The organism is Streptomyces sp. CCM_MD2014, assembly GCF_000772045.1.
GTDB lineage: Bacteria > Actinomycetota > Actinomycetes > Streptomycetales > Streptomycetaceae > Streptomyces > Streptomyces salinarius.
In genome coordinates, this window is record NZ_CP009754.1 from 4,877,393 (window position 1) to 4,904,166 (window position 26,774).

The 26,774-nt window shown below is 72.5% G+C and carries 27 protein-coding genes and 1 riboswitch; of the genes, 16 read left to right on the forward strand and 11 right to left on the reverse strand.

The window, feature by feature from the left end; translation table 11 throughout:
• The gene (locus tag NI25_RS21760; protein WP_061444045.1) at positions 1–600 is read right to left on the reverse strand and encodes a TetR family transcriptional regulator; all 600 of its coding nucleotides are present in this window, start codon (positions 598–600) and stop codon (positions 1–3) included.
• A gap of 109 nt (positions 601–709) precedes the next feature.
• Here NI25_RS21760 and NI25_RS21765 point away from each other — a divergent pair, with 109 nt between their 5' ends.
• On the forward strand, positions 710–1,804 hold the full coding sequence (locus NI25_RS21765) for an NAD(P)-dependent alcohol dehydrogenase (RefSeq protein ID WP_061444046.1): 1,095 nt from the start codon (positions 710–712) through the stop codon (positions 1,802–1,804).
• 9 nt (positions 1,805–1,813) lie between these two features.
• On the forward strand, positions 1,814–2,812 hold the full coding sequence (locus NI25_RS21770; RefSeq protein WP_061444047.1) for a bifunctional GNAT family N-acetyltransferase/NUDIX hydrolase: 999 nt from the start codon (positions 1,814–1,816) through the stop codon (positions 2,810–2,812).
• Positions 2,813–2,815: 3 nt separating this feature from the next.
• On the opposite strand, the gene NI25_RS21775 is transcribed toward NI25_RS21770, so the two are convergent.
• Positions 2,816–4,231 carry a M1 family metallopeptidase gene (locus tag NI25_RS21775; protein ID WP_061444048.1) on the reverse strand — a complete coding sequence of 472 codons (1,416 nt, stop codon included), beginning with the start codon at positions 4,229–4,231 and terminating at the stop codon, positions 2,816–2,818.
• A gap of 100 nt (positions 4,232–4,331) precedes the next feature.
• A complete protein-coding gene (locus NI25_RS21780) occupies positions 4,332–4,901 on the reverse strand; it encodes a GlcG/HbpS family heme-binding protein (protein WP_061444049.1) in 570 nt (189 codons plus the stop codon).
• Between the two features lie 251 nt (positions 4,902–5,152).
• Between NI25_RS21780 and NI25_RS21785 the strand changes: the two genes are divergently transcribed.
• Positions 5,153–6,448, forward strand: coding sequence for a sensor histidine kinase (locus NI25_RS21785; protein WP_061444050.1), 1,296 nt, complete (start codon positions 5,153–5,155; stop codon positions 6,446–6,448).
• On the forward strand, positions 6,445–7,098 hold the full coding sequence (locus NI25_RS21790; protein ID WP_061444051.1) for a response regulator: 654 nt from the start codon (positions 6,445–6,447) through the stop codon (positions 7,096–7,098). Before NI25_RS21785 ends, NI25_RS21790 begins: the two co-directional genes overlap by 4 nt.
• A 69-nt stretch (positions 7,099–7,167) precedes the next feature.
• On the opposite strand, the gene NI25_RS21795 is transcribed toward NI25_RS21790, so the two are convergent.
• Positions 7,168–7,743, reverse strand: coding sequence for a TerD family protein (locus tag NI25_RS21795; RefSeq protein ID WP_030191275.1), 576 nt, complete (start codon positions 7,741–7,743; stop codon positions 7,168–7,170).
• 156 nt (positions 7,744–7,899) lie between these two features.
• On the opposite strand from NI25_RS21795, the gene arfB reads away from it, so the two are divergent.
• Positions 7,900–8,337 (forward strand): alternative ribosome rescue aminoacyl-tRNA hydrolase ArfB, encoded by a 438-nt coding sequence (gene arfB, locus NI25_RS21800; protein ID WP_061444052.1) that lies wholly within the window; start codon positions 7,900–7,902, stop codon positions 8,335–8,337.
• A gap of 7 nt (positions 8,338–8,344) precedes the next feature.
• Here the strand turns inward: arfB and NI25_RS21805 are convergent, their stop codons facing one another.
• Both NI25_RS21805 and NI25_RS21810 read right to left on the reverse strand, forming a co-directional pair.
• Positions 8,345–8,827: a GNAT family N-acetyltransferase gene (locus NI25_RS21805; protein WP_061444053.1), complete on the reverse strand. Its 483-nt coding sequence runs from the start codon at positions 8,825–8,827 to the stop codon at positions 8,345–8,347.
• Between the two features lie 49 nt (positions 8,828–8,876).
• Complete coding sequence (locus tag NI25_RS21810; protein WP_061444054.1) at positions 8,877–9,485, reverse strand: flavin reductase family protein; 609 nt, start codon at positions 9,483–9,485, stop codon at positions 8,877–8,879.
• A 338-nt stretch (positions 9,486–9,823) separates the two neighbouring features.
• On the opposite strand from NI25_RS21810, the gene cdgB reads away from it, so the two are divergent.
• Both cdgB and NI25_RS21820 read left to right on the forward strand, forming a co-directional pair.
• Complete coding sequence (gene cdgB, locus NI25_RS21815; protein ID WP_061444055.1) at positions 9,824–11,488, forward strand: diguanylate cyclase CdgB; 1,665 nt, start codon at positions 9,824–9,826, stop codon at positions 11,486–11,488.
• 122 nt (positions 11,489–11,610) lie between these two features.
• Positions 11,611–12,570, forward strand: coding sequence for a carbohydrate-binding protein (locus NI25_RS21820; RefSeq protein WP_061444056.1), 960 nt, complete (start codon positions 11,611–11,613; stop codon positions 12,568–12,570).
• Between the two features lie 37 nt (positions 12,571–12,607).
• Here NI25_RS21820 and NI25_RS21825 read toward each other — a convergent pair whose 3' ends face one another.
• The 3 genes from NI25_RS21825 to NI25_RS21835 all read right to left on the reverse strand — a co-directional run bounded on the left by NI25_RS21825 (position 12,608) and on the right by NI25_RS21835 (position 15,819).
• Positions 12,608–13,540, reverse strand: coding sequence for a 1-phosphofructokinase family hexose kinase (locus NI25_RS21825; RefSeq protein WP_061444057.1), 933 nt, complete (start codon positions 13,538–13,540; stop codon positions 12,608–12,610).
• Positions 13,541–13,681: 141 nt separating this feature from the next.
• A complete protein-coding gene (gene nagA, locus NI25_RS21830; protein WP_061444058.1) occupies positions 13,682–14,827 on the reverse strand; it encodes an N-acetylglucosamine-6-phosphate deacetylase in 1,146 nt (381 codons plus the stop codon).
• Positions 14,827–15,819, reverse strand: a complete 993-nt coding sequence (locus NI25_RS21835) for an ROK family protein (RefSeq protein ID WP_078884692.1) — start codon at positions 15,817–15,819, stop codon at positions 14,827–14,829. The genes nagA and NI25_RS21835 overlap by 1 nt, the downstream gene beginning before the upstream one ends.
• 176 nt (positions 15,820–15,995) lie before the next feature.
• Here NI25_RS21835 and NI25_RS21840 point away from each other — a divergent pair, with 176 nt between their 5' ends.
• From NI25_RS21840 to NI25_RS21855, 4 genes are all read left to right on the forward strand, one after another.
• Positions 15,996–17,213: an extracellular solute-binding protein gene (locus tag NI25_RS21840; RefSeq protein ID WP_199561118.1), complete on the forward strand. Its 1,218-nt coding sequence runs from the start codon at positions 15,996–15,998 to the stop codon at positions 17,211–17,213.
• A 38-nt stretch (positions 17,214–17,251) separates the two neighbouring features.
• Positions 17,252–17,485 carry a DUF3263 domain-containing protein gene (locus NI25_RS21845; RefSeq protein ID WP_061447026.1) on the forward strand — a complete coding sequence of 78 codons (234 nt, stop codon included), beginning with the start codon at positions 17,252–17,254 and terminating at the stop codon, positions 17,483–17,485.
• A gap of 35 nt (positions 17,486–17,520) precedes the next feature.
• Entirely contained in the window at positions 17,521–18,393 is an 873-nt protein-coding gene (otsB, locus tag NI25_RS21850; protein WP_061444060.1) for a trehalose-phosphatase, read from the forward strand.
• A gap of 145 nt (positions 18,394–18,538) precedes the next feature.
• Complete coding sequence (locus NI25_RS21855; protein ID WP_061444061.1) at positions 18,539–19,057, forward strand: hypothetical protein; 519 nt, start codon at positions 18,539–18,541, stop codon at positions 19,055–19,057.
• Positions 19,058–19,063: 6 nt separating this feature from the next.
• On the opposite strand, the gene NI25_RS21860 is transcribed toward NI25_RS21855, so the two are convergent.
• A complete protein-coding gene (locus tag NI25_RS21860; RefSeq protein ID WP_061444062.1) occupies positions 19,064–20,452 on the reverse strand; it encodes an alpha,alpha-trehalose-phosphate synthase (UDP-forming) in 1,389 nt (462 codons plus the stop codon).
• A gap of 146 nt (positions 20,453–20,598) precedes the next feature.
• On the opposite strand from NI25_RS21860, the gene NI25_RS21865 reads away from it, so the two are divergent.
• The gene (locus NI25_RS21865; RefSeq protein ID WP_061444063.1) at positions 20,599–21,306 is read left to right on the forward strand and encodes a hypothetical protein; all 708 of its coding nucleotides are present in this window, start codon (positions 20,599–20,601) and stop codon (positions 21,304–21,306) included.
• Between the two features lie 9 nt (positions 21,307–21,315).
• On the opposite strand, the gene NI25_RS21870 is transcribed toward NI25_RS21865, so the two are convergent.
• Positions 21,316–22,260, reverse strand: coding sequence for a glucosyl-3-phosphoglycerate synthase (locus NI25_RS21870; protein ID WP_061444064.1), 945 nt, complete (start codon positions 22,258–22,260; stop codon positions 21,316–21,318).
• A 172-nt stretch (positions 22,261–22,432) separates the two neighbouring features.
• Positions 22,433–22,580: riboswitch (SAM riboswitch) on the forward strand.
• 17 nt (positions 22,581–22,597) lie between these two features.
• Between NI25_RS21870 and thrC the strand changes: the two genes are divergently transcribed.
• The 4 genes from thrC (at position 22,598) to groL (ending at position 26,769) form a co-directional block, all read left to right on the forward strand.
• Entirely contained in the window at positions 22,598–23,890 is a 1,293-nt protein-coding gene (thrC, locus tag NI25_RS21875) for a threonine synthase (RefSeq protein ID WP_061444065.1), read from the forward strand.
• Complete coding sequence (locus NI25_RS21880) at positions 23,887–24,162, forward strand: MoaD/ThiS family protein (protein ID WP_061444066.1); 276 nt, start codon at positions 23,887–23,889, stop codon at positions 24,160–24,162. The genes thrC and NI25_RS21880 overlap by 4 nt, the downstream gene beginning before the upstream one ends.
• A gap of 417 nt (positions 24,163–24,579) precedes the next feature.
• Entirely contained in the window at positions 24,580–24,783 is a 204-nt protein-coding gene (locus NI25_RS21885) for a cold-shock protein (protein WP_004929928.1), read from the forward strand.
• A gap of 360 nt (positions 24,784–25,143) precedes the next feature.
• A complete protein-coding gene (gene groL / locus NI25_RS21890; protein WP_061444067.1) occupies positions 25,144–26,769 on the forward strand; it encodes a chaperonin GroEL in 1,626 nt (541 codons plus the stop codon).
• Positions 26,770–26,774 lie beyond the last annotated feature (5 nt).

The following is a 26,774-nucleotide window of genomic DNA, read 5'->3' on the forward strand; positions in this document are numbered from 1 at the left end:
TCAGTTCGCCGCCGTGGCCCGGCTGACGGCGTCGCGCAGCAGGGCGCGGCGGCGTTCGTGCGCGTCCTCGGGCTCGTCGGCGGTCGCCGCGTAGACGTTGCTGACCGGCGACCAGGCCATGGACATGGCGATGACGAGGGCCAGCACGTCGAACGGGTCGCCCGGCCGCACCCGGCCCGCCGCCTGGGCCTCGGCGATGGCCCGGAGCTTGGCGTCGTCGCGGCGGTCGGCGTCGTCGACCAGGTGCCCCGCCGGGCGCCGCTCCAGCCGCGCCCAGGTGGCCAGCCGGATGAGGTCGGGGCGGCGCAGGTACTCGTCGTAGAGGCGTACGGCCCAGTCCGCGAGGTCGTCGGCGTCGATCGGCACGACGTTCACGATGCGGTCCAGCGAGCCGAAGAAGATCGCGTCGAACAGCCCGTCCTTGCTGCCGAAGTACGCGTAGAGCTGGGCCTTGTTGGTGCGGGCGGCGGCCACGATCCGCTCGATACGCGCCCCGGCGATCCCGTGTTCGGCGAACTCCCGGGTCGCGACGTCCAGGATGCGCCGGTGGGTGGCGGCTCCGCGCGAGGTCAGGGGCTGGTCGGGAGTGCGGTCGGGCATGGCCCCAAGGGTATCCCACAGTCAAACAGAACAGTTGGTTTGCTTGGTGCCCCGGGTGCGCCTACGCTCGAATAGACCGAACAGTCTGTCTGAGGAGCCGGGGAGAATCATGAGGACCACCGTGGGCTGGCAGGCCGTGCCCGGGAACGGCACCGCGACGACGCCGACGCTGCGCCGCGCACCGCTGGAACGGCGCGACCTGCGCCCCGACGACCTCGCCGTCCGGGTCGACTACTGCGGCGTCTGCCACACGGACCTGCACGCCCTCCGAACCCGCGGCGGCACGGACGGGGGGCCGGACCCCCTCGTCCCCGGACACGAGTTCACGGGCGTGGTGACCGCGACGGGGACCGAGGTCACCCGGTTCCGGGCCGGTGACCCGGTCGCGGTCGGCAACATCGTCGACTCCTGCGGCGCGTGCGCCATGTGCCGGATCGGCCAGGAGAACTTCTGCCACGCCTTCCCCACCCTGACCTACGGCGGCACCGACCGGGTCGACGGTTCGGCCACCCTCGGCGGCTACTCCCGTGAGTACGTGCTCGGCGAACGGTTCGCGTACTCCCTCCCGGCCGCTCTGGACCCGGCCGCCGCCGCCCCGCTCCTGTGCGCCGGGATCACCGTCTGGGAGCCCCTGCACGCCCTCGGCGCCGGACCCGGCACCCGTGTCGCCGTGGCCGGTCTCGGCGGCCTCGGCCACCTCGCCGTGAAGTTCGCGGTCGCCCTCGGCGCCGACACCTCGGTGATCAGCCGGTCGCCGGACAAGGCCGAGGACGCGCGCCGACTGGGCGCGCGTGAACTCGTCGTCTCCACGGACCCCGAGCGGATGGCCGCCGCGCGCGACCGGTTCGACATCCTCATCGACACCGTCTCCGCCCCGCACGACCTGGGCGCCTACCTCCGCCTGGTCGCGCTGGACGGCACGCTCAGCCACCTCGGCCACCTGGGACCGGTCACCCTGGAGACCCTCGACCTGCTCATCGGCCGCAAGAAGCTCAGCTCCGCGGGCAGCGGCGGCCGGAAGGGCACCGCCGAGATGCTGGCCTTCTGCGCCGCGCACGGCATCACCGCCGACATCGAACTCCTCCCCTCCGCCCGCGTGAACGAGGCCCTGGACCGGCTCGACCGGGGCGACGTCCGCCACCGCTTCGTCCTCGACCTCTCCGACCTGGACGGGTCCGGGCCGCAGGGCCCGGCGGACGGATAGGTTGCCGGAGTGATCCTCACCCCGCTCGCCCTCGCCCCCGACCGCGACATCCCGGGCCCCGTCCTCACCGAACTCACCGCCCTCTACGCCTCCCAGCGTGCCTTCCACGCCCTCAGCGGCGACTTCCCCGACCCGGACGATGTCCGCCCGGAGCAGGTGGCGGCCGCGCTCGCCGACGAACTGGCGCGGCCCGGCGCGGAGGTGCTGCTCGCCCGGGACGCGAGCCGGCTCGTCGGGATCGCGGTGACGCTCGCCCGGCATCCCGACCCGTCCGACCCGGACCCGTGGATCGGGCTGCTGATGGTGGACGCGGGCCTGGCGCGGCAGGGGCACGGCCGACGGCTCGCGTCCCTCGTCGAGGACCGCTTCCGCGCCGCGGGCCGCACCGCCGTACGGCTCGCCGTTCTGGACGGCAACACCGCCGGACTCGCCTTCTGGACCGCGCTCGGCTACACAGCCCTGGACCACCGCCCCGACCTCGGAGCCGGCCGCCCCTGCACGGTGCTGCGCAAGGAACTGGAGAGCGACCGGCCGCGCACCCCGCGCCGCGCCGCCCGCGTCGCCGTCCTCGACCCCGAGGGTGCGGTCTTCCTCCTGCGCTACGACAACGTCGAGGTCGGCGTGCACTGGGCGATGCCCGGCGGCGGCCTGGAGGCGGACGAGAGCCCCCGCGAGGGCGCCCTGCGCGAGGTGCGCGAGGAGACCGGCTGGACCGACCTGGAGCCCGGCCCCCTGCTCTGCACCTGGGAACACGACTTCACCCACCTGGGCGTCGGGCCCGTCCGCCAGTACGAGCACGTCTACGTCGCCCGGGGCCCCCGCCGCGAACCCGCCGGTCCCGGCCTCGCCGCCGCCCATGCCGCGGACGGCATCCTCACCTGGCGCTGGTGGACCCCGGCCGAACTCGCCGAGGCGCCCGAGCCGCTCTGGCCGCCGGACCTGGCCCTGCTGCTCGAGGGCTACGAGGGCGGCGTCGGCCTCGAAGGCCTCGAAGGCCTCGAAGGGTGACCCTCACCGCCTGTCCGGCTTGCCGTCCCCGCGCAGCCAGTCCTCCCAGATCCCGGTGAAGTCCTCGTCCGGCGCCGACTTCTCCACGTACGCCGTGAAGTCCCCGGTGTCCGCGTTGCCGTGGCGGTGGGCGGCGGCCCAGCCGCTCAGCAGGTCCCAGAAGGCGTCGTCGCCGACCGTCTGGCGGATCTTGTGCAGGACCATCGCGCCGCGCTGGTAGACGGGGCTGTCCGAGATGTGCGCCGCGTCGGGCGGGTCCGCGGGAGGGAACGCCCAGATCGAGTCGTTCGCGTCCGCGTCGTCGTAGTACGTCCCGTCGTACAGCGCGTCGAAGGTCTCCTGGGCGGAGTCGCCGCCGTGGTCCTCCTCCCACAGCCACTCGGCGTAGGTGGCGAAACCCTCGTTGAGCCACATGTCCCGCCAGGTCTTGGGGCTGACGGAGTTCCCGTACCACTGGTGGGCCAGCTCGTGGACGAGCAGGACGGTGTCGGGGGCGCCGGGGAAGTAGGGCCGGTTCTGGGTCTCCAGGGCGTACCCGGCGTCCTCGTCCCGGTCGACGATCGCGCCGGTGGCGGAGAAGGGGTAGGGGCCGAAGTTCTCCTGACCCCACGCCATGATCTCGGGGATCCGCTTCAGGACCTTCCGGCTCGCGTCGGCCTGCGTCGGGTCGACCGCCGTGTAGACGGACAGGCCGTCGTCGGTGGTGGAGCGGGCGGTCTCCCACTCGCCCACGGCGACCGTGACGACATGGCTCGCCATCGGCTCGGCGGTGTGCCAGGTGAACGTCGTACGGCCGTTCCGGGTCCGCTCGTCGCGCAGTTCGCCGTTGGAGACCGCGCCGAGGCCCTCCGGCACGGTCACCGCGAGGTCGTACGTCGCCTTGTCGGAGGGATGGTGGCTGCCGGGGAACCAGGCCATCGAGCCCGTCGGCTCACCCAGCCCGACCGCGCCGTCGGCGGTGGGCAGCCAGCCCTCCTCGGAGTCGTCGGGGTCGGTGACGGTCTGCGGCTCGCCGGAGTACCGGACGGTCACGCGGAACGTCTCCCCGTCGTGCAACTCGTCGGCCGGACGCACGGTCAGCTCCTGCCCGGCCCGGTTGAAGCGGGCGTCGCGGCCCTCGACCTCGACCGCCTCGACGTCCAGGCCCTTGAGGTCCAGGTTGAAGGCGGAGAGATCCTCGGTGGCCCGGGCGGTGATCGCGGCGGTGCCGGTGAGGTGCCCGGCGTCGGCGTCCGTGTCGGGGTCGTAGTCCAGGGTCAGGTCGTAGTGGCCGATGTCGTAGCCGCCGTTGCCCGCCTTGGGGAAGTACGGGTCGCGCACCCCCGAGCCGCCGGGGGTGCCGTCGACCGAGCCGCCGCCACTGCATGCCGCGAGGGCGAGGGCGGTGGCGGCGGTCACGAGCAGACGGGGGGTGCGCACCTCGTGATCCTATGGGGCGTTTCACGTGAAACGCCCGCTGGGACCGGCTGCGGGGAGCCGAGGGGGCCGGGAGGTGGTGGTTCAGCGCGTGCCGGCGAGCCTAGTTCAGCGCCGCCGCGCCCGCCCGGGCGAACTTCTCGTCCAGGGTGCCCGAAGGCGCGCCCGCGACGCCGATGCCGGCGATCGGTGCCTTGCCCGCGGTGACCGGCACCCCGCCGCCCAGGAACAGCGTGCCGGGGATGTCCTTCAGGTTCGGGGCGTTCTCCAGGCGGCCCTCCAGCTCGCTGGTCGGGGCGTTCCAGGAGACGGCCGTGAACGCCTTCCTCTCGGCCGACTCGTAGGACTGCGGGCCGGCGCCGTCACCGCGCATCGTGAGGATCGTGTTGCCGTTGCGGTCGACGACCGCGACCGTGATCCGCTGGCCTTCCTTCTCGGCGGCCTTCAGCGCGGCCTGCGCGGCCTCGGTGGCGGCGTCGATCGTCAGGTGCGTGGAGGTGGTGGTGTCACGCTTGCCGGCCGCGGTGGCGGGAGCGGCGGACACCGCGGCGTCCTGGGCGCTCTCGGGGGCGGAGGCGTTCGCGGCCACCGTGCCGAAGGTGCCGGCGGCGACGGCGGCGAGCACGGCACCACCGGTGGCGACGCGGGCACGACGGGAGAGGGTCTTCTTCATGGCGGGCTGCTCCTCCGGGTGGGGCGGTCGGGTTCGTGCTCTCCACTCTCCGGCCGGGACCGGGGGCGCACGGTCGACGTTCCGGCTGCTCGTGGGCGGCGGAACGGGTGACGGCGGGGTCGTCCGATCGGTTGACCCGGAGGGCGTCCGAGCAGGGCACCATGGGAGTGTTCACGCAGCTCAGCGGTCTTCTGCGGCACGTTGTGGGACGGCAACGGCAGGAGACACGGGCACAAGGAGGCGGGTGCCGGATGCCGAAGCCGTACGACCCCCCGGACGCCCGGTGGCTCGGCGCCGTCATGCACGTGGCGTTCTTCCTGCTGCTCGGCGGTGCCCTCGCCCGTTTCCTGCTGCGCCACCCCGGTGAGCCGCGCACCCCGTGGATCTTCGCCCTGTCCCTCACCCTCGCGGCGCTGCACCTGCTCGGGCCGGTCCTGAGCGGTCCCCAGCCGTCCGGTCCCCAGCCGTCCGGCCCCGGCACTGTGCCCGCCCGGCCTCGCCTGGCCTGGCTGGGGCTGGTGGTCGCGGTCTGGATGGTGCTGGTCGTGCTCGCGCCCAGCTTCGCCTGGTGTGCGGTGCCCCTCTTCTACACCGGCCTGCGCACCCTGCCGGTCCGGGCGGCGCTCGTCCTGGTCACCGTCCTGACGGTGTTCGTCGTCGCCGCGCAGCTGCGGCTCGCGGGGGGCTTCGACCCGAACCTGCTGCTCGCCCCGCCCGCCGTCGCCGCCATCGCCGCCGCCGTGTTCCTGCACACCGAACGGCAGGCGGCCCGGCAGCGCCTCCTGATCGACGACCTGATCCGCACCCGCCGCGAACTCGCCGCCTCCGAGCGACGCGAGGGCACCCTCGCCGAGCGCCAGCGGTTGTCGATGGAGATCCACGACAGTCTCGCCCAGGGGCTGTCCAGCCAGCGGATGCTGCTCCAGGCCGCCGAACGGATCTGGGAGTCGGACCCGGACAAGGCCCGCATCCACGTCCGGGGCGCCGCCTCCGTCGCCGAGCACAACCTGGCCGAGGCCCGCCGCTTCGTCCACGACCTGGCCCCGGCCGACCTCGCCCGCGGCGGCGGGCTAGAGGCGGCGTTGCGGACGCTGGCCGAGCGGGAGTCCGGCGACCACCTCGCCGTGCGCGTCCACGTCGAGGCCGGTGCCCGCGTCCCGGCGCTGCCCGCCCGCGTCGAGTCGGCGCTGCTGCGCGTCGCCCAGGGCGCCCTGGCCAACGTCCGGGAACACGCGGGGGCCGCCAACGCCGCGCTCAGCCTCACCCTCCTCGACGACGAGGTCGTCCTGGACGTCACCGACGACGGGCACGGCTTCGACCCGGCACGGCCGTCCGAGGCCGGCGCCGGGGTCCGCGGACACGGACTGCCCGCCATGCGCGCCCGGTTGCGCCAGCTCGGCGGCACCCTGACCGTCGAGTCCGCGCCCGGCGAGGGCACCGCCCTGTCCGCCGCCGTGCCCCTGGACCCGTCCCGAACCGACCCGCCGGACCCGGCAGACCCGCCCTCCCCGCCGGACCCGGCCGACCCGCAGGAGGCCCCCCGATGACCGACCCGGCAGCCGGCGGACCCGCCCCCGTCCGCCTCCTGGTCTGCGACGACCACGTCGTCGTACGCGCCGGACTCCTCGCCCTGCTCGACAGCGCCCCGGGCATCGAGGTGGTCGGCGAGGCGGGCACCGGCGAGGAGGCGCTCGCGCTCACCGCACGACTGGAGCCGGACGTCGTCCTGATGGACCTTCAGCTCGGCGCGGGCATCGACGGCGTGGAGACCACCCGCCGCCTCACCGCGGGCACCGGCCGTGCGCCGCACGTCCTCGTCCTGACCACGTACGACACCGACGCCGACATCACCCGCGCCATCGAGGCGGGCGCGACCGGCTACCTGCTGAAGGCCGAGCGCCCCGAGGAGCTGTTCGCGGCCATCCACGCCGCCGCCCAGGGCCGTACGGCGCTGTCCGGGCCGGTCGCCGGCCGGGTCATGGCCAGCCTGCGCAAGCCGAGGCCCGCCCTCACCGAGCGCGAGCGCGACATCCTGGCCCAGCTCGCCACCGGACTCGGCAACCGGGAGATCGCCCGCGCCCTGTTCATCAGCGAGGCCACGGTGAAGACGCATCTGCGCCGCATCTACGACAAGCTCGGCGTCGACACCCGCGCGGGCGCGGTCGCGGTGGCCAAGGAGCAGCGCCTGCTGCCGTGACGGGACGCACGCAGGCCCCCCGGCCGGACGTCCGGGGGGCCTGCGTGTGCGGCGAAGCGACGGGGAACGTCAGACGTTCACACCGAAGTCCTGGGCGATGCCCACGAGGCCCGAGGCGTAGCCCTGGCCGACGGCGCGGAACTTCCACTCGGCGCCGTTGCGGTACAGCTCGCCGAAGACCATGGCGGTCTCGGTGGCCGCGTCCTCGGACAGGTCGTAGCGGGCGATCTCGGCGCCGCCGGCCTGGTTGACGATGCGGATGTAGGCGTTGCGCACCTGGCCGAAGTTCTGCGAGCGGTTCTCGGCGTCGTAGATCGAGACCGGGAAGACGATCTTGTCGATGTCGGCCGGGAGACCCGCCAGGTTGACGTTGATCGCCTCGTCGTCGCCGGCGCCCTCACCCGTGCGGTTGTCACCGGTGTGGACGATCGTGTTGTCCGGCGTCTGCTTGTTGTTGAAGAAGACGAAGTGGGCGTCGGAGTAGACCTTGCCCTGCGTGTTGACCGCGATCGCGGAGGCGTCGAGGTCGAAGTCGGTGCCGGTGGTGGTGCGGACGTCCCAGCCGAGCCCCACGGTGACTTCGGTCAGGCCCGGAGCCTCCTTGGTGAGCGAGACGTTGCCACCCTTGGACAGGCTTACAGCCATTGTTGGGAGTCCCTTCCCTCGTTTACGTACGGCAAGAAAGCTACAGCTACCACCATGAACGTCGAGAGGGGTCCACAAGGTTCCGCCTCTCTTTACTTTCTTTACCGAGAGCGGGCCCGGATATTGGGATGACGCGGGCCCTCGGGGAACGGGAACATGGAAGGCATGTCCGGTCCCCATGTCATCCGCGGCTCCGTCTCCCTGCCCGAGGCCGAGCTCGTGTGGCGTTTCTCGCGCTCCTCGGGGCCCGGCGGGCAGCACGTCAACACCACGGACACGGCGGTGGAACTGCGCTTCGACCTGGCGCGCACCGAGGCCCTGCCCGAAGTGTGGAAGCGGCGGGCGCTGGAGCGGCTGGCAGGGCGGCTGTCCGGCGGGATCGTCACCGTCCGGGCCTCCGAGCACCGCTCCCAGTGGCGCAACCGCGAGGCCGCCGCAGTACGCCTCGCCGCCCTCCTCGCCGAGGCCACCGCGCCGCCGCCCCGGCCCCGCAGGCCGACCCGGATCCCGCGCGGCATCAACGAACGCCGGCTGCGGGAGAAGAAGCAGCGCTCCGAGACCAAGCGGGGGCGCTCCCCGAAGAACTGGGACTGACGCCCGGTCAGTGGCCCGGCCGGTCCAGCTCCAGCACGCCGACCGTCTCCTCCCCGGCCTTCTCGCCGTTCGGACGAAAGCCCAGGTTCAGGTAGAAGTCCTCGGGGCCGTGCGCACCGGGGTGCCAGGTGACGAAGCACTCCTCGCCGCCGCGGCGCCGGACCTCGGCGGCCACCGACTCCACGGCGAAGCGGCCGTATCCCCGGCCCTGTTGCCCCGCGTCGATGTTCAGGCGCCACAGGCCCGAGCGCAGCGCGCTGCCGTCGTCGTACCAGTCGATGCCGAAGAAGGCCATGAGGAAGCCGACGGGGCGGTCGCCGTCGAGGATCAGACGCGGCCAGGCCTTCTCACCGTGGACGTACGCCTCGGCGAGGGACTTCACGACCGGGGAGACGGCGAACTCCTGGTCGGGCCGCACCCGTATCGCGAGGGCGGCCTCGATGTTCGCGGGAGTGATCGGCTCGAGTCGCACCCCGGTACTCGTCGTCATGCGCGCACCCTAGGCGGGGCGCGGGGGCACGAGCGAGCGATTTCCCCGCTCAGCCCAGCTGCCGGTACCGCCCCCGGAAGTAGGTGAGCGGCCCCCCGTCCGCGCTCGGCAGCGCGGCCGTCAGGACCCGGCCGATCACGAGCGTGTGGTCGCCGGCCGGCACCCGCCGCTCGGTGCGGCACTCCAGGGTCGCCAGGGCGCCGCCCGCCAGCGGCGCCCCGGTCGCCCCTCCCCGCACGTACGGGATGTCCGCGAACAGCAGGCGGTCGCTGACGCGGCCCTTCATCGCGAAGCGGCCCGCGATGTGCCGCTGGCTCTCGGAGAGGACGGAGACCGCCCACAGGGGCTGTTCGTCGAGGAGGTCGTCCATGCGGGAGCCCTCGCGCAGGCTGACCAGGACCAGCGGCGGGTCCAGGGAGACCGACATGAAGGCGGTGGCCGTCATGCCGACGTCCTCGCCGCGCGGCGCCAGGGGGTCGTCGGGGTCCAGCGGCGGCTCCTGCGCGGTCACCAGCACCACGCCCGAGGCCAGCCGGGACATGGCGGCACGGAACTCCTCGTTGCTCACCCCCTCAGCATGCCCGGAGGCGGGCGACGGGAACGGAGACGCGGGGGACGTGAGGGCCCCGGGGGACGTGAGAGAGGGAGTGTTCGGCACCCCGTCACGCTAGTCTCCGGTGCGTGCGCCCGGCATCGGACCCCGGTCCGAACCGGGACCTAGGACCACGGGAGGAGGCCGGGGGAGGAGACGTGCGCATACCCACAAACTTTGCGTTCGGTAAACGCACAGGGAAAGCGCGGAATCCCCACTCAATTGTTCAGGTTTCGCTGTGACTTGAGTCACAAGGGGCGGTAATTGTTGACCCTGTGTACCGAGTGGGGAGCGCGCTGTGATTCAGTGGCGGGGAACCTGCAAGAGCACGATCCGGGGCACCATCAGTAAAGGCGCCGAAGAGAACCCTTGATTCACTGCGAGGTCTCGGGGGGAGGGCGAGCATGGAGACCGACTCGGAGCCCTATGTCCGCCTTGCGTCCCTGCGGCAGTTGCACCAGGCCATGGCCGACATGAACAAGGCCCGCAGCCTGGCCGACACCCTGCAGGCCGTCGCCGACGGCGTCGTCCAGGCCCTCGGGTACGAGCTGGCGTGCGTCAACCTGGTCGGCCCCGACGGCGACCTCGTCGTCGCCGCCTTCGCAGGCAACCAGGCCGCCGAGGCGCTCATCACCGGCCGCTCGGGCTCCCGCGAGTCCTGGGACCGGCGGCTGAACATGGGCGAGCAGTGGGGCGACCTGATCTTCATACCCCACACCGAGGGCTGGGTCCTCGACGACGACGACGTCCCGCAGTGGTACACCGACGGGCCCGCGCCCCGCTTCGAGGACGAGTGGCACCCCTCGGACCGGCTCTTCGCCCCGATGTACGCGCCGGGCCCGCAGGGCGGCGGCAGCAGCGGCGAGCTGATCGGCGTCCTGTCCGTGGACCGGCCGCGCAACGGCCGCCGTCCCGGCGCCTGGGGCCGCGAGGCTTTGCAGATGTACGCGTTCCAGGCCGCCATCGCGATCAGCAACGCGCGGCTCCGCTCCAACATGCAGCGCGCCCTGGTCCGCCTCGAGCGCGACCAGCAGGCGCTCAGGGCGAGCGAGGAGAGCTTCCGGCAGGCCTTCGAGTACGCCCCCTCCGGCATGGCCATCGCCGAGATGGGCGGCGACCAGCACGGCCGCATCCTGCGCACCAACGACGCGCTCTGCCGCCTGCTGGGCCGCCGCGCCTCCGCGATGCGCCGCTACGCCTTCTCCGACCTGGTGCACCCCGAGGACATCGGCACCCTGCTGCGCACCTCCGCCGAGGGCGGCCGGGCCGAGCTGCGCCTGGGCCGCCGCGACGGCACCTACGTCTGGGTCTCGCTGCGCAACAGCGTCGTCGCCGACGCCGCCGACGGGCCGCGCTTCCTGCTCACCCACGTCGAGGACATAGAGGAGCGCAAGCGCCGCGAGCTCCAGCTCGCCCACCGTGCCTCCCACGACTCGCTCACCGGCCTGCCGAACAGCGCCGAGCTGCGCTCCCGGCTCGCCGCCCGGCTGTGCCAGCGCCCGCAGTCCTCGCACGCGGCCGTGGCCGACGCCATGGACGCCGCCTACGGGCACTCCGCCGTGTTCGACTCCGGCGGCCACACCTTCGACTTCTCCGCCGTCGCCGAGCCGTACGGCGCCTTCGACCACCACGTGCACGCCGTGGCCCCCCAGGACGGGCGCGACGACGGAACCAAGGGGCTCGCGGTCCTCTTCTGCGACCTGGACGGCTTCAAGTCGATCAACGACCGGTTCGGGCACAACGCGGGCGACGCCGTGCTCATCGAGGTCGCCCGTCGGCTCAGCGGCGGGGTCCGCGACGGCGACACCGTGGCCCGGCTCGGCGGCGACGAGTTCGTGATCCTCGCCAACGGGCTCGGCCGGGCCGACGCCCAGGACCTCGCCGTACGGCTGCGCAACGAGATCATCCAGCCGATCCGGGCCGAGGGCCGGGCCGTCCGCGTGGGCGCCAGCTTCGGCATCGGCTGGGCCCACTGCGGCATGACGGCGGACGAAGTCCTGAAGTCAGCTGACGAACGGATGTACGTCGAGAAACGATCTCGTCCCAAACAGCACCGCCGGGCCGGATGATCCGCAGGTCAGCCCGTTGATGCGGTATGGGTCACCCGTTCGGGTCAGTCGGAGCGGGTAGGCTCGCTCTCTCACACACCCGTAACCGCACCACGCACCGCATCTGGTTAGGAGACCAAGGGATGACGCCCGGCAACAACGGCGCGAGCACGCCCGAGGACGACGACCCCTTCGGCTACCTCTACGCCGACGGGCAGGCCAACGGGGCCCAGCCGCCGTCCGGTGGCTACGGCTACCCGAACTCCGTCAACCGGGTGCGTCCCGTCGGCACACGGCAGTACGGCGCACCGCAGGGCCAGGCCGCCCCGCCCCAGCAGGGCGCGTACGGCCAGCCGCAGGGGGCGTACGGGCAGCCGAACGCGCACTACGCCGCGCCGGAGACCTTCCCCGGCGGTGGCGGCCCCGGGGCCCCGCAGCAGCCGTCGGGACACGGCGGGGGCGGCGGGCGTCGCGGCCCCAACACCAAGGGCCTGCTGATCGGCGCGGTGGCGGTCGTCGCCGCGGTGGTCATCGGCATCGCCGTGGCCATGACGAGCAGCGGCTCCGACGACGACAAGGGCGGCAACGAGGCGGGCGGCGACGCCGGCCCCACCCAGTCCCAGAGCAGTGAGCCGAGCCCGTCGGCGAGCGAGAGCGCCGAGGAAGACGTGGAGCTGCCCTCCATCGAGGCGAAGGCGATGCGGCTGGGCGGCTCGGCCTCCCTCGCCTCCGAGGTGGAGGGCGCCGAGTCGGACGGCGGCGTGTACGTGGCCAACCTCAACCAGCCGGGCGCCTCGGTCACCTGGACCGTGGACGGCATCCCCGAGGACGGCCTGTACACCCTCTTCACCACCTACAGCGCGGCCGGCGAGGACCAGTCGATGACCCTCACGGTCAACGGCAAGGAGTTCGGCAGCAAGCTGAACCTGGGCAATTTCGCCCACGCCGAGGACGGCGACTTCGCCAAGGGCTGGACCAAGACCTACGCCTGGCCCACCCTCAACAAGGGCACCAACACCATCACCCTGTCCTGCGCCGACGGCGACAAGTGCAACGTCCTGCTGGACCAGTTCTCCCTGAAGAAGGGCCAGGTCAAGAACTAGGACCGGCCCGCGGCGGACGCGGCGGCCCCCGGCCCGGTCAGGCCGCGCCCGCTTCCGCCGTCACCGCGACCCCGCGCCCGAGCAGTTCCTCGTACGCCGCCCGGTCGAACTCGCCCGCCACCGGCGACAGCACCGTCGCCGCGGACAGGGCGACGGCGCGGGTCAGCCGGTCCGGCCAGGGCAGGTGCTCCACCAGCCCGGAGAGCAGGCCCGCCACCGCGGAGTCGCCCGCGCCGGTCGGGTTGCCGTGGACGCGGGCCGGCGGGGCGGCGCGCCAGCGGCCCTCCGGGGTCACCGCGAGCAGCCCCTCGGCGCCCAGCGAGGCGACCACCGAGCGGGCACCGCGGCGCCGGGCGGCCTGCGCGGCCCGCTGCGGTTCGTGCGAGCCGGTCAGCTCGGCCAGTTCGTCGGCGTTCGGCTTGATCAGGTCCGGGCGGGCGGCAAGACCCCGCCGCAGCGGCTCCCCGCTGGTGTCCAGCAGCACCGGCACGCCCGCGGCGCGCGCCGCACGCACCAGCCCGGCGTACGCGCCCACCGGGACGCCCGGCGGCAGGCTGCCGCACAGGGCCACCGCGGCGGCGCCGGTCAGCAGGTCCTCGTAGGCCGCCTGGAAGGCGTTCCACTCGGCGGGAGCCACGGCCGGGCCCGGCTCGTTGAGCTGGGTGGTGTCGCCGGTGCGCTCGTCGACGACGGCGACGGTGCGCCGGGTCGCCCCCGCGACCTGGACCAGCGCGTCGGTCACCCCGGGCACACCGGTCAGCCCCGCGCGCACGACGCCGCCGGTGGTGCCGCCCGCGAAGCCGGTGACCGTCACCTCGTGCCCGAGGGCCGCCAGCACCCGGGCCACGTTCAGCCCCTTGCCGCCGGGACGCTCGGTCACCTCGGTCACCCGGTGGGAGGCGTGGGGCCTGAGGCCCTGGACGCGGTAGGTGATGTCGAGCGCGGTGTTGAGAGTGACGGTGAGGATCACCGTGCCGACCTCCCCCGATCGTGTGCGGCTGGGTGTGCCCGCGGAGCTGTGCTCCACGACACGATCATGCCAAACAGCGGGCGGGCGGCCCAGCCCCCGGTCGGCCATCCCCGGGGGCGAAGGAGCGGACTCGGGGACGGATCAGCCCAGTTGGGGATCGACCACCCAGGCGCCCCGGCGCATCACGCCCACCAGGTCGAAGGCGTCGTCCAGGACCACCAGGTCGGCGTCCTTGCCGGGTTCCAGGGAGCCGATCCGGTCGTCCAGGCCCAGCAGCCGCGCCGGGTTGGCGGAGATCGCCGCGACGACGTCCCCGACGGGCAGCCCGTCCACCGTCACCGCCCGCTTGAAGGCGCGGTCCAGGGTGAGCGTGGAGCCCGCGATCGAGCCGCCCTCCACCAGCCGGGCCACCCCGTCCGCGACCTCGACCTCCAGCGGGCCGAGCAGATAGCGGCCGTCGCCGAAGCCGGCCGCGTCCATCGCGTCGGTGATGAAGGCGACCCGTGCGGCACCCGCGTGGTGGAAGGCCAGCTGGAGCGCGGCCGGGTGCAGGTGCGTGCCGTCGTTGATCAGCTCGACGGTGATCCGCTCGTCCTCCAGGAGCGCCGTGATCGGTCCCGGGGCGCGGTGGCCGACCGGGGGCATCGCGTTGAAGAGGTGGGTGGCGACGGTGGCGCCCGCGTCGATGGCCTGGACCGTCTGCTCGTACGTCGCGTCGGTGTGCCCGACGGCCGCGATGACGCCGTGCTCGACGAGCAGCCGTACGGAGTCCAGGCCGCCGGGCAGCTCGGTCGCCAGCGTCATCATCCTCGCGTGGCCGTGCGCCGCGTCGACCAGCTTGCGCACCTCGGCCGGGTCCGGGTCGCGCAGCAGCTGCTCGTCGTGGGCGCCCTTGCGGCACGGGGAGATGAACGGTCCCTCGAAGTGGATGCCGGCGATGTCGCCCTGCTGCGCCAGCTCGGCGAGCATCCCGGCGTGCCGGGCGAGGAAGTCCAGATCACCCGTGACGGCGGAGGCGACGACCGTGGTCGTGCCGTGCCGGCGGTGGGTCTCGACGCCCTTGAGGACGTCCTCGGCGGTGCCCCCGGCGAAGGAGGCGCCGCCGCCGCCGTGGTTGTGGATGTCGACGAAGCCGGGGACCACCCAGTGGCCCGACACGTCGACGACCTCGGCGTTCGGGGGAGCCGTGTCCGAGATCCGCGTGCCGTCGACGATCACGCGGCCGTCGTCCACGGTCCCGGTGGGCAGTACCACCCGGGCACCGGCGAGAACCTTGCTTGGGGCCATCAGGTGGTTACCTCCGGGGGAGTCGCGGCCGCGGCGGCCGTGGAAGCGGTGGATGTCGGAGCGGTCGGAGCAGCGCCGTCGAGCAGGTCCCAGGCCATCAGCCCGGCACCCAGGCAACCGGCGGTGTCCCCGAGTGCGGCGGGGACGATCTCCGGCAGTTTCTGGAAGGTGACGCGCCGCCGGACGGCGTCCCGCAGCGGTGTGAACAAGGTTTCCCCCGCCTCGGCGAGGCCGCCACCGATGATCAGGACGCGCGGGTCCAGCAGGGTGAGCGCTGTGACCAGTCCGTCGGCGAGCGCGTCCACGGCGTCCCGCCACACGGCGAGCGCGCGGGCGTCGCCCGACTCGACGGCCTTGGCGCAGTCGGCGGCGTCCGCCTCCGGGTCGCCCGAGGCCTCGGCCCACGCCTGGCTGACCGCCGACGCGGACGCGAACCGCTCCAGACAGCCGCGCTGCCCGCACGGACAGGCGATGCCGCCGGGGCGCACGACGACATGGCCGATCTCGCCCGCGAAGCCGTGCGCGCCCGCCTCGACCCGGCCGTCGATGCCGATGGCGCCCGCGATCCCCGTGCCCAGCGGCACGAACAGGAACCGGTCGGCACCCTGCCCGGCACCGATCCGGCCCTCGGCGAGCCCGCCGGTGCGCACGTCGTGGCCGAGGGCGACGGGAATGCCGCCGAGCCGCTCACCGAGCAGCCTGCGCAGAGGTACGTCGCGCCAGCCCAGGTTGGCCGCGTACACGGCGACGCCGCGCTCGGCGTCGACGATGCCGGGGACAGCGACGCCGGCGGCACCGGCCGGCTCGCCGAAGCGGTCCGCGCCGTAGGCCCGCAGCTCGGCGGCGAAGTCGAGGATGCCCGCGACGACCGCCTCGGGCCCCCGCTCGCGGCCGGTGGCACGGCGCGCCTGGTGCAGCAGTTCGCCCCCAGGTCCCGCCAGGGCGGCCTTCATCCCGGTGCCGCCCACATCGAGGGCGATGACATGTCTCACGGGGACAGTGTGGCCCGTCTACCCGGGAGAGGTCTAGTCCACTCCCGTGGTGTAGACCTTAATCCGTTAAGCGAACACGCGAACGAGCAATGAACAACGAGCAGTCGTCGGCAGGGTTGGGGAACAGGGTGCAGCGGCGTAGGACAGGAACGATCGCGGTGGTGTCCGCACTGGGCATGACGGCGGTCCTCGGCGGCTGCGGGCTGACCGGCGACTCCGACGGGGTGACCCTGAGGCTCGTCGCCGCCGACTACGGCGACGGCAAGGAGAACAGCTCCCAGAAGTACTGGGACGAGCTGGTCAAGTCCTACGAGGCCAAGAACCCCGACGTGCACGTGGACGTCACCGTCTACTCGTGGAACGACGTCGACCGCAAGGTCCGCGAGATGGTCGAGGCGGGCAAGGCGCCCGACATGGCGCAGATCGGCGCCTACTCCGACTACGCGGCCAAGGACCTGCTCTACCGGGCCGACGACGTGCTCTCCATCCCGGTCCAGGCCGACTTCGTCTCCCAGCTTGCCGCCGCCGGCCAGGTCAACGGCGTGCAGTACGGCCTGCCCTTCGCGGCCTCCACCCGCGTGCTCTTCTACAACAAGACCCTCTTCAGCGAGGCCGGTGTCCAGCCGCCGAAGTCCTGGGACGACCTCGCCGAGGCCGCCGAGGCGCTCGAGGAGAAGGGCGTGAAGTACCCGTACGCCCTGCCGCTGGGCCCCGAGGAGGCGCCGGCCGAGACGATGCAGTGGATGCTCAGCGGCGGTGGCGGCTACACCGACGACGTCGGCACCTACTCCGTCGACTCCCCGCAGAACGTCACCACCTTCACCTGGCTGCGCGACGAACTGGTCGGCAAGGGCCTCACCGGACCCGTCGCCCCGGGCAAGCTCAACCGCGCCGCCGCCTTCGACGCCTTCGCCAACGGCGACGTCGGCATGCTCAACGGCCACCCCTCGCTGATGAAGGCGGCCGCCGACAAGGGCGTGAAGTACGGGATGGTGACCACCCCGGGCGTGGACGGCGAGAGCAGGAACACCCTCGGGGTCTCCGACTGGATGACGGCCTTCAAGAAGAACGGCCACCAGGAGGAGATCGGCGACTTCCTCGACTTCGTCTACAGCGAGGAGAACGTCCTCGACTTCTCGCGCGAGTACGGCCTGCTGCCCGTGACCACCTCCGCCTCCCAGACCATGGGCACCGCGCCGGAGGACAAGAAGCTCAAGCCGTTCCTGGACGAGCTGCTGCTCTCCCAGCTGTACCCGGTCGGCAAGGCCTCCTGGGCCTCGGTCAGCGCGGACGTCAAGAAGCACATCGGGGAGGCGGTCGCCCCCGGCGGCAGCCCCGAGGAGGTCCTCGGCGAGATCCAGGCGACGGCGATGCGGGCGAGCAGCGCGGAGTAGCGGCCGCGTTGTCGGTGGCGGGCGGTACGGTTCCGTACATGGACCCGGGAGAGCTGGCCGAGCGGGAGCGGAGCATCCTCGCACTGGAGCGCCGGGGCTTCAGCGGCCCCGGCGCCAAGGAGCGTGCCGTCCGCGAGGAGCTGGGCCTGGCCCCCGTCCGCTACTACCAGCTCCTCAACGCCCTCCTGGACGACCCCCGCGCCCTGGCCGCCGACCCGGTGACGGTCAACCGTCTGCGCCGGGTGCGGGAGTCGCGCCGCGCGGAGCGCTGAGGTTGGCTCCGGCACCGGCGGGATAGGTTCGCGGTATGGGCAGCCACCAGGACTCCACCCGAGACGACTCCCCACACCCCCTGCCGACGCCCGCGACGGCCGCCGGACGCGAAGGGCTCGCCGCCCTTCTCGCCGACCCCGGCCGCGCGGTGGTCGCGCTCGACTTCGACGGCACGCTCGCTCCGATCGTGCCCGACCCCGACCGGGCCCGCGCCCACCCGGAGGCCGTACCGGCCCTCGCCGCGCTCGCCCCGAAGGTCGCCTCGATCGCCGTGATCACCGGCCGCCCCGCCGAGGTCGCCGTCCACCACGGCGGCTTCGCGGACGTCCCCGGCCTCGACCGCCTGGTCGTCCTCGGCCACTACGGCGCCGAGCGCTGGGACGCCGCGACCGGGACCCTCGCCACGCCCGCACCGCACCCCGGCGTCGCCGCCGTCCGCGCCGAGCTGCCGGGGCTGCTGGAGCGGTCCGGGTCCGCGGCGCAGGGCACCCGGACGGAGGACAAGGGCCACGCGGTCGCCGTCCACACCCGCCGCGCCCCCGACCCACAGGCCGCCTTCGAGGCCCTGCGCGCCCCGCTCGCCGGCCTGGCCGCCCGCCACGGCCTGATCGTCGAACCCGGCCGCATGGTCCTGGAACTGCGCCCACCCGGCATGGACAAGGGCGCGGCCCTGCGTTCGTACGTCCACTCCCTCGACGCCGGCTCGGTCCTCTTCGCCGGCGACGACCTCGGCGACCTCCCGGCCTACGCGGCCGTCGACACCCTCCGCACCGAGGGCACCCCCGGCCTCCTGGTCTGCAGCGGCAGCGACGAGGTGACGGAACTGCGCAAGCGCGCGGACGTCGAGGTCCCCGGCCCCGCCGGGGTCGTGGCCCTCCTGGCAGCCCTCGCCCGCCGACTGGCCTGAGACGGCGTCACGGCCGGTTCCCCGGACCGTCACAGGCGTGTCCGGACACCGCGGGCGGGGCAACCCGGTCTGCGGCTGCCGCGCTCTTGCACGGCGTAACGCCTGCTCAGTGGGGCACAGGCCCAGGACCGTGGAGGAACCCGTCATGACCGCTCGGAAGACCCCGATGCTCGCCCTCGCCGCCGTCGCCCTCGGCCTGGCGCTCACCGCCTGCGGCAACGGCGGCGACGGCGGGGGCCCCTACGACGCCCTCGCCTCGGGTTCCCCCACCGCCACCGCGTCCCCCACGGCCGACGAGGAGACCACCACCGGCGGCACGTCCCCGGACGCTCCGAAGGCGGCGGACCCGGACGCTCCGAAGGCGGCGGACCCGGACGCTCCGAAGGCGTCGGACCCGGACCGGGCCAAGGGGGAGGGGGAGAAGTGCACGGACCGGCGGAACTACGCCGGTGACCCGAGGCCGAACGCCGAGATCAACTCGATCGGCGAGGAGACCGGCACCTGCCCCGAGCCGCAGTCCGGCGGCACGCCGTCCGGTACCCCGAAGCAGGACGGGGTGAAGTGCACGGACCAGGTGAACTACGCCGGCGACCCGAGGCCGAACGCCGAGATCAACTCCATCGGCGAGGAGACCGGCACCTGCCCGCCGGTGCAGGACAAGTAGCCCGCGTCAGCCGCGCAGCGCCTCCAGTTGCTCCAGGAACCAGCGCGCCGGGGGCAGCGCGGTGCCGGCGGCCGCCAGCCGCTTCGAGCGTTCGGCCCGTTCCCCCGCCGGCAGGCCGAGCGCCGTGTGCAGGGCGTCCGCCGTCCCCACCACGTCGTACGGGTTCACGACCACCGCGTCCCGGCCCAGCTCCTCGTACGCCCCCGCCTCCCGGGACAGCACCAGCGCGCACCCCGCGTCGGAGACGACCGGGACCTCCTTCGCGACCAGGTTCATGCCGTCCCGGACGGGGTTGACGAGCGCCACGTCCGCCAGCCGGTACGCCGCCAGCGACCGTGCGAAGTCGTCCTTCAGGTTCAGCACGACCGGCGTCCACCCCGGCGTGCCGAACTCCTCGTTGACCGCGTTCGCGAGCCGCTCCACCTCGGCCGTGTACTCCCGGTACACGGCGAGGTCCTGCCGCGAGGGGTAGGCGAAGGCGACGTGCACGACCCGCTCGCGCCACTCCGGCCGCCCGGCCAGCAGCTCCCGGTAGGCCAGCAGGCCCCGCACGATGTTCTTGGACAGCTCGGTGCGGTCCACCCGCACGATCGTGCGGCGGCCCTCCCCGATCTGCTCCCGCAGCTCCGCCATCCGCTCCTCGACGTCGGCCTCGTGCGACCGCTTCCGCAGGAAGTCGCCGTCGGCGCCGAGCCCGTGCACGCCGATCTCCGTGCCGCCGAGCCCGCCGACCAGCGCGTCGCAGCAGGCGGTGAACGCGTCGGCCCAGCGCCGGGTGAGGAACCCGAGCCGGTCGGCGCCCAGCATCCCGCGCAGCACCTGCTCGGCGATGTCGTCCGGCAGCAGCCGGAAGTAGTCGACCGGGGCCCACGGCGTGTGCGAGAAGTGGCCGATCCTGAGGTCCGGGCGCAGCTCGCGCAGCATCCCCGGCACCAGCGTCAGGTGGTAGTCCTGCACGATCGCGACCGCGCCCTCGGCCGCCTCCTCGGCCAGCGCCTGGGCGAAGGCCCGGTTGTACGCCTCGTAGGACGCCCACTGCCGCCGGAACTCCGCGTCGAAGACCGGCTCCAGGGGTGTCTGGTACAGCATGTGGTGCACGAACCACAGCACGCTGTTGGCGATCCCGTTGTACGCGTCCGCGTGCACGTCGGCCGGTACGTCCAGCATCCGTACGCCGTCCTCGGCGACCCCGCGCCGCACCGCCTCGCGGTCGCCGTCGCCGAGCGCCGAGCACACCCACAGCGCGCCGGCGTCGGGCCCGATGGCCGACAGTCCCGAGACCAGTCCGCCACCGCCGCGTTTGGCGTGCAGCGACCCGTCCTCCCGCACCTCGTACGAGACGGGCCCCCGGTTGGAGGCGACCAGCACCTGAGCAGCACCGAAGCTTGAAGCCATACGCCTCAACCTAGCCCGGCCCCTCCCGCCTCAAACGTTCCCCGGTGTCACCTCGGCGGCGATTCGGTCACACGACTTGTGCGGAAACTGTGAACAGGTCGAGGATGTGCGGTGCACATTTCAACTTCTTGGGGGGCGGGCGAACCATGCCCATACGCATACGTACGCGACACCCGCGCGCGGGCGGACTCACCGGCACGGCGGCCCTGATCGCGGCCTGCGCGCTGGCCCTGGCGGGCTGCGGCGACGGCGGCGACGCGCGTACGAAGGCGGACGGGACGCCCGCGGCGGCCACCGCGACCGCCACCGCCACGCCGAGCAGCAGCCCGTCCCCCGAGACGTCCCCCAGCACGGAGACGCCGACGCAGACTCCCACCCCGACCGCCGCCACGCTGTCGGACTTCACCGGCCGCACCATGCGGGCGGCCGTCCTCGCCGCCAAGGGGGCGCACGTCGAGTACACCGTGGTCCTCCAGGGCACCGGGCAGCGGGCCTCCTCCTGGGGTCTCGACGAGAAGGTCTGCGAGCAGAGCGGCGGCTTGGGCACCGTGACCTTCACCGTCCCCCGCGACGGCCGCGACTGCGCCGGGCGCCTGCTGCACACGCCGAAGCCGACCCCGAAGCCGTCGAAGACCCGGGCCGACGGCACCGGCGGCACGAGCGGGGGCGGCGGAACAGGCGGCGGCACCGGCGTCTGCGAGCTGAAGAGCCCCGCCGGCAACTGCTACGCCGACGGCCAGTTCTGCGCCAAGAAGCACCGGGGTCTGAGCACCCACGGCCGCGGCGGCGAGTACCTGACCTGCGAGCGGGACTCCGGCGGCCGGTGGCGCTGGTCGGACGGCGTCCCCGGCTGAGGCAGGGGGTCAGGCCACCTTCCGGGCCGCGTACTCCGCGATCTCCGTCATCGGGGGCCGTTCCTCGGTGTCCACGGCGTAGGTGCGCGGCTCGAAGCCGTCGGCGCCCCGCTCGAACTGGGTGAGCGTCGGCCGGACCAGGTGGCCGCGGGCCAGCCGGAGCTGGGCGGTGCGGTAGATCGCGGCGGCCATCCGGCCCAGCGCCCGCCCGTCCTGGTGGCGGTGGACGCGGACCCCGACGTCGACCTGCGCGAGGGCGTCCAGACCCACCAGGTGCAGGGCGTCGACCAGCATCCCCAGCTCGACGCCGTAGCCGACCGGGAAGGGGAGCCGTTCCAGCAGGGAGCGGCGGGCCGCGTACTCGCCGCCCAGCGGCTGGACGAACCCGGCCAGCTGCGGCCAGTGCATGTTGAGCAGCGGGCGGGCCATCAGCTCCGTGACCCGGCCGCCCTGCCCCGGGGCAGCACCGAGCGGACGGTCGTACATGGCCTTGACCAGGTGCACGTCCGGATCGGTCAGCAGCGGGCCCACGATCCCGGAGACGAAGTCGGCGGAGAACTCGCGCAGGTCGGCGTCGACGAAGCAGACGATGTCCCCGTGGGTGACGAGCAGCGACCGCCACAGCACCTCGCCCTTGCCGGGCAGGGCGGGGATGCGGGGGAGGATCGCGTCCCGGTGCACGACACGCGCGCCGGCCGCCGCGGCCACCTCGGCCGTGCGGTCGCTCGACCCGGAGTCCACGACCACGAGCTCGTCGACCAGCGGGACCCGCTGCACCAGCTCCCGCCGGATCACCGCGACGATGTCGCCGACCGTCGCCTCCTCGTCCAGCGCGGGGAGCACCACGCTCACCGACTGCCCGGTGGCCTGCTTGGCGGACAGCAGTTGCCGGACGGTCCGGTCCCCGGCGGACCAGGAGCGCGCGCTCAGCCAGCGCTCGACTTCTTCCAGCACGTCCGGTGGTCTCCTTCGTGATCCGTGGTGATGCGCAGTGATCCGTTGTGATCCATCTCGCGGTACGGACGACTATCTCAACGGTCCTGGCCTTCGGTTACAGTCTTGAACAACGCGTGGGACCCCCGCATGCCGGGGTCGCCGCGCGCACCAGCGAAGAACAACTTCATACCGCTCATCCAGAGGGGCAGAGGGATACGGCCCGATGAAGCCCCGGCAACCCTCCAGCCGGCTCTTGTCACACGGACGTGGCGAGGCTCCCGGCTAGGGAAGGTGCCAAATCCGTCTCACGGCGAGATGCGTCGTGAGGAAGATGAGGAGAAAGGGCCTCGCCTCCATGGCTGTGCAGACTGCCGAAACCCCCACGAACCCCACGACCCCCGCGGTCGACCTCGGCCCCGCCGCCGCCCTGAGCTGCCGGGAGTGCGGCCACAAGGTCCCGCTCGGACCGGTCTTCGCCTGCGAGGAGTGTTTCGGCCCCCTCGAGATCTCCTACGACTTCTCCGCCTACGACGCCGAAGAGCTGCGCAAGCGGATCGAAGCAGGCCCCGCGAACATCTGGCGCTACGCCCCCCTGCTGCCCGTCCCGGCCGACGTGGCGACCAAGCCGAACATCAACCCGGGCTGGACCAAGCTCGTCAAGGCCGACAACCTCGCCCGCGAGCTGGGTGTCACCGGCGGCCTGTACGTCAAGGACGACTCCGGCAACCCCACGCACTCCTTCAAGGACCGTGTCGTCGCCCAGGCCCTGGAGGCCGCCCGCGCCTTCGGCTTCACCACCCTGTCCTGCTCCTCCACGGGCAACCTCGCCGGTGCCGTCGGCGCCGCCGCCGCCCGGGCCGGCTTCCGCTCCTGCGTGTTCATCCCGCACGACCTGGAGCAGGGCAAGGTCGTCATGGCCGCCGTCTACGGCGGCGAGCTGGTCGGCATCGAGGGCAACTACGACGACGTGAACCGCTTCTGCTCCGAGCTGATCGGCGACCCGGCCGGCGAGGGCTGGGGCTTCGTCAACGTCAACCTGCGCCCCTACTACGCCGAGGGTTCGAAGACCCTCGCGTACGAGATCTGCGAGCAGCTCGGCTGGAAGCTGCCCGACCAGCTCGTCGTGCCGATCGCGTCCGGCTCCCAGCTGACGAAGATCGACAAGGGGCTCAAGGAGCTGATCGAGCTCGGCCTGGTCGAGGACAAGCCGTACAAGATCTTCGGTGCGCAGGCCGAGGGCTGCTCGCCGGTCTCCACGGCGTTCAAGGCCGGCCACGACGTGGTGCGCCCGCAGAAGCCGAACACCATCGCCAAGTCGCTGGCCATCGGCAACCCGGCCGACGGCCCCTACGTCCTCGACATCGCCCGCCGCACCGGCGGTGCCGTGGAGGACGTGACCGACGAGCAGGTCGTGGACGCGATCAAGCTGCTCGCCCGCACGGAGGGCATCTTCGCGGAGACGGCGGGCGGCGTGACGGTCGGCGTCACCAAGAAGCTGATCGAGGACGGCGTGCTCGACCCGTCGCTCACCACGGTCGTCCTGAACACCGGCGACGGCCTCAAGACCCTCGACGCGGTGGCCGGCACCGGGCTCACCGCCACGATCCGTCCCAACCTGGACTCCTTCCGAGAGGCTGGCCTCGCATGAGCGTGACCGTTCGTATCCCGACCATCCTGCGCACCTACACCGGCGGCAAGGCCGAGGTCAGTGCCGAGGGGGCCAACCTCGGTGAGGTCATCTCCGACCTGGAGAAGAACCACACCGGCATCGCCGCCCGCGTCCTGGACGACCAGGGCAAGCTGCGCCGCTTCGTCAACGTCTACGTCAACGACGACGACGTCCGCTTCGAGCAGGGTCTGGAGACCGCGACGCCGGACGGCGCGGGCGTCTCGATCATCCCGGCGGTCGCCGGCGGCTGATCCGTTCCGGACACACCTCGTAGTGCGTATTGCCCTCTCCGTGAGAGAAACGGAGGGGGCAATTCCATGTGGTTGAGCGCGGTAGAGTTGGGGAACGCGCTCCCGATCGGCACAACGGGAACCGTTAATTCCTGCCGCCCGCCCGACAAGAAGCAGCCAAAGTGCGGGCGTTTTCTGCGGCTTTTGTTCCCTTTGCGTGCCCCGACTTGACCCGTATTCAGGCGAATTCTCGCTACATTCCGGACCCGGCGCGTCCAGATTTCTCGTCCGATTGACCTGTTGCAGACGGCAGTTGGACAGATACATTCAGCCGCGGTCGACGCGTTCCGGCGCACGCCCCCAGTCGTGGGGGGTGAGGTCTGACCCGGGTCCGCGAAGTGCGGATCTGTGCAAGGGCCAGTAATAGGGGAGTTAGGCATGGCTCAGGGCACCGTCAAGTGGTTCAACGCGGAGAAGGGGTACGGCTTCATCGCGGTCGACGGTGGTGCGGATGTTTTCGTCCACTACAGCGCGATTCAGATGGACGGCTACCGCACCCTCGAAGAAGGCCAGCGGGTCGAGTTCGAGATCTCGCAGGGTCAGAAGGGCCCGCAGGCCGACATGGTTCGCCTCAGCGCCTGAGACGCGCGGCCACCGCAGCACCCGGTCTTCATCCGAAGGGCCCGTACCCCCTGGGTACGGGCCCTTCGGCCTGTTCGCCGGCGGCTGACGGCAGGGCCCTGCCCCCAGAGGCGCTCGCGCCCGCCCGTCGCCCGGCCACCACCCCTCGACGAGCCCGCTTCGCGGGCGCACCTTGCACTCGGGCATGCCGAGTGCTAATCATTGGCGTTAGCACTCTGAAGGTGAGAGTGACAACGAAGGACCGGGTCGGTGAGGCCCGCGGGCCGGGTGGGGAAGGAACCACAAGGCCGGCGAGCCGTCCGTCGCGGGCGCGGGCGCGGTCCGAAGGAATCACCCCCAGTCCTGGAGGGACCACTTCACATGGCCAAGATCATCGCGTTCGACGAGGAGGCGCGGCGCGGCCTCGAGCGCGGCATGAACCAGCTCGCGGACGCCGTCAAGGTGACGCTCGGCCCCAAGGGCCGCAACGTCGTCCTCGAGAAGAAGTGGGGCGCCCCCACGATCACCAACGATGGTGTGTCCATCGCCAAGGAGATCGAGCTCGAGGACCCGTACGAGAAGATCGGCGCCGAGCTGGTCAAGGAAGTCGCCAAGAAGACGGACGACGTCGCCGGTGACGGTACGACCACCGCGACCGTCCTCGCCCAGGCCCTGGTCAAGGAAGGCCTGCGCAACGTCGCGGCCGGCGCCAACCCGATGGCCCTCAAGCGCGGTATCGAGAAGGCCGTCGAGGCCGTCTCCGCCGCCCTGCTCGAGCAGGCCAAGGATGTCGAGACCAAGGAGCAGATCGCCTCCACGGCCTCCATCTCCGCCGCCGACACCCAGATCGGCGAGCTCATCGCCGAGGCCATGGACAAGGTCGGCAAGGAAGGCGTCATCACCGTCGAGGAGTCCCAGACCTTCGGTCTGGAGCTGGAGCTCACCGAGGGTATGCGCTTCGACAAGGGCTACATCTCGGCGTACTTCGCCACCGACATGGAGCGTATGGAGGCGTCGCTCGACGACCCGTACATCCTGATCGCCAACTCCAAGATCGGCAACGTCAAGGACCTGCTGCCGCTCCTGGAGAAGGTCATGCAGTCGGGCAAGCCGCTGCTGATCATCGCCGAGGACGTCGAGGGCGAGGCCCTGTCGACCCTGGTCGTCAACAAGATCCGCGGCACCTTCAAGTCCGTCGCCGTCAAGGCCCCGGGCTTCGGCGACCGCCGCAAGGCCATGCTCGGCGACATCGCCATCCTCACGGGCGGCGAGGTCATCTCCGAGGAGGTCGGCCTCAAGCTCGAGAACGCCACGCTGGACCTGCTGGGCAGCGCGCGCAAGGTCGTCATCACCAAGGACGAGACCACGATCGTGGACGGCGCCGGCTCGGCCGACCAGGTCCAGGGCCGCGTCAACCAGATCCGCGCCGAGATCGAGAACAGCGACTCGGACTACGACCGCGAGAAGCTCCAGGAGCGTCTGGCGAAGCTGGCCGGCGGCGTGGCCGTCATCAAGGCCGGTGCCGCCACCGAGGTCGAGCTCAAGGAGCGCAAGCACCGCATCGAGGACGCCGTCCGCAACGCGAAGGCGGCCGTCGAGGAGGGCATCGTCGCCGGTGGTGGCGTGGCCCTGCTCCAGGCCTCCCAGGTCTTCGAGAAGCTGGAGCTGACGGGTGACGAGGCGACCGGCGCCAACGCCGTGAAGCTCGCCCTGGAGGCCCCGCTGAAGCAGATCGCCGTCAACGGCGGTCTCGAGGGCGGCGTCGTCGTGGAGAAGGTCCGCAACCTGACCGTCGGCCACGGCCTGAACGCCGCCTCCGGTGAGTACGTCGACATGATCGCCGAGGGCATCATCGACCCGGCGAAGGTGACCCGCTCTGCCCTGCAGAACGCCGCCTCCATCGCCGCGCTGTTCCTCACCACCGAGGCCGTCATCGCCGACAAGCCGGAGAAGGCCGCTCCGGCGGGCGCCCCGGGCGGCATGCCGGGCGGTGACATGGACTTCTGATCGAC

Bases quoted from the DNA above. Each gene is read 5' to 3' on its own strand.
- NI25_RS21760 (WP_061444045.1), bottom strand. From the start codon at position 600: ATGCCCGACCGCACTCCCGACCAGCCCCTGACCTCGCGCGGAGCCGCC.
- NI25_RS21765 (WP_061444046.1), top strand. From the start codon at position 710: ATGAGGACCACCGTGGGCTGGCAGGCCGTGCCCGGGAACGGCACCGCG.
- NI25_RS21780 (WP_061444049.1), bottom strand. From the start codon at position 4,901: ATGAAGAAGACCCTCTCCCGTCGTGCCCGCGTCGCCACCGGTGGTGCC.
- NI25_RS21785 (WP_061444050.1), top strand. From the start codon at position 5,153: ATGCCGAAGCCGTACGACCCCCCGGACGCCCGGTGGCTCGGCGCCGTC.
- NI25_RS21790 (WP_061444051.1), top strand. From the start codon at position 6,445: ATGACCGACCCGGCAGCCGGCGGACCCGCCCCCGTCCGCCTCCTGGTC.
- NI25_RS21795 (WP_030191275.1), bottom strand. From the start codon at position 7,743: ATGGCTGTAAGCCTGTCCAAGGGTGGCAACGTCTCGCTCACCAAGGAG.
- arfB (WP_061444052.1), top strand. From the start codon at position 7,900: ATGGAAGGCATGTCCGGTCCCCATGTCATCCGCGGCTCCGTCTCCCTG.
- NI25_RS21805 (WP_061444053.1), bottom strand. From the start codon at position 8,827: ATGACGACGAGTACCGGGGTGCGACTCGAGCCGATCACTCCCGCGAAC.
- cdgB (WP_061444055.1), top strand. From the start codon at position 9,824: ATGGAGACCGACTCGGAGCCCTATGTCCGCCTTGCGTCCCTGCGGCAG.
- NI25_RS21820 (WP_061444056.1), top strand. From the start codon at position 11,611: ATGACGCCCGGCAACAACGGCGCGAGCACGCCCGAGGACGACGACCCC.
- nagA (WP_061444058.1), bottom strand. From the start codon at position 14,827: ATGGCCCCAAGCAAGGTTCTCGCCGGTGCCCGGGTGGTACTGCCCACC.
- NI25_RS21840 (WP_199561118.1), top strand. From the start codon at position 15,996: ATGACGGCGGTCCTCGGCGGCTGCGGGCTGACCGGCGACTCCGACGGG.
- NI25_RS21845 (WP_061447026.1), top strand. From the start codon at position 17,252: ATGGACCCGGGAGAGCTGGCCGAGCGGGAGCGGAGCATCCTCGCACTG.
- otsB (WP_061444060.1), top strand. From the start codon at position 17,521: ATGGGCAGCCACCAGGACTCCACCCGAGACGACTCCCCACACCCCCTG.
- NI25_RS21855 (WP_061444061.1), top strand. From the start codon at position 18,539: ATGACCGCTCGGAAGACCCCGATGCTCGCCCTCGCCGCCGTCGCCCTC.
- NI25_RS21860 (WP_061444062.1), bottom strand. From the start codon at position 20,452: ATGGCTTCAAGCTTCGGTGCTGCTCAGGTGCTGGTCGCCTCCAACCGG.
- NI25_RS21865 (WP_061444063.1), top strand. From the start codon at position 20,599: ATGCCCATACGCATACGTACGCGACACCCGCGCGCGGGCGGACTCACC.
- thrC (WP_061444065.1), top strand. From the start codon at position 22,598: ATGGCTGTGCAGACTGCCGAAACCCCCACGAACCCCACGACCCCCGCG.
- NI25_RS21880 (WP_061444066.1), top strand. From the start codon at position 23,887: ATGAGCGTGACCGTTCGTATCCCGACCATCCTGCGCACCTACACCGGC.
- NI25_RS21885 (WP_004929928.1), top strand. From the start codon at position 24,580: ATGGCTCAGGGCACCGTCAAGTGGTTCAACGCGGAGAAGGGGTACGGC.
- groL (WP_061444067.1), top strand. From the start codon at position 25,144: ATGGCCAAGATCATCGCGTTCGACGAGGAGGCGCGGCGCGGCCTCGAG.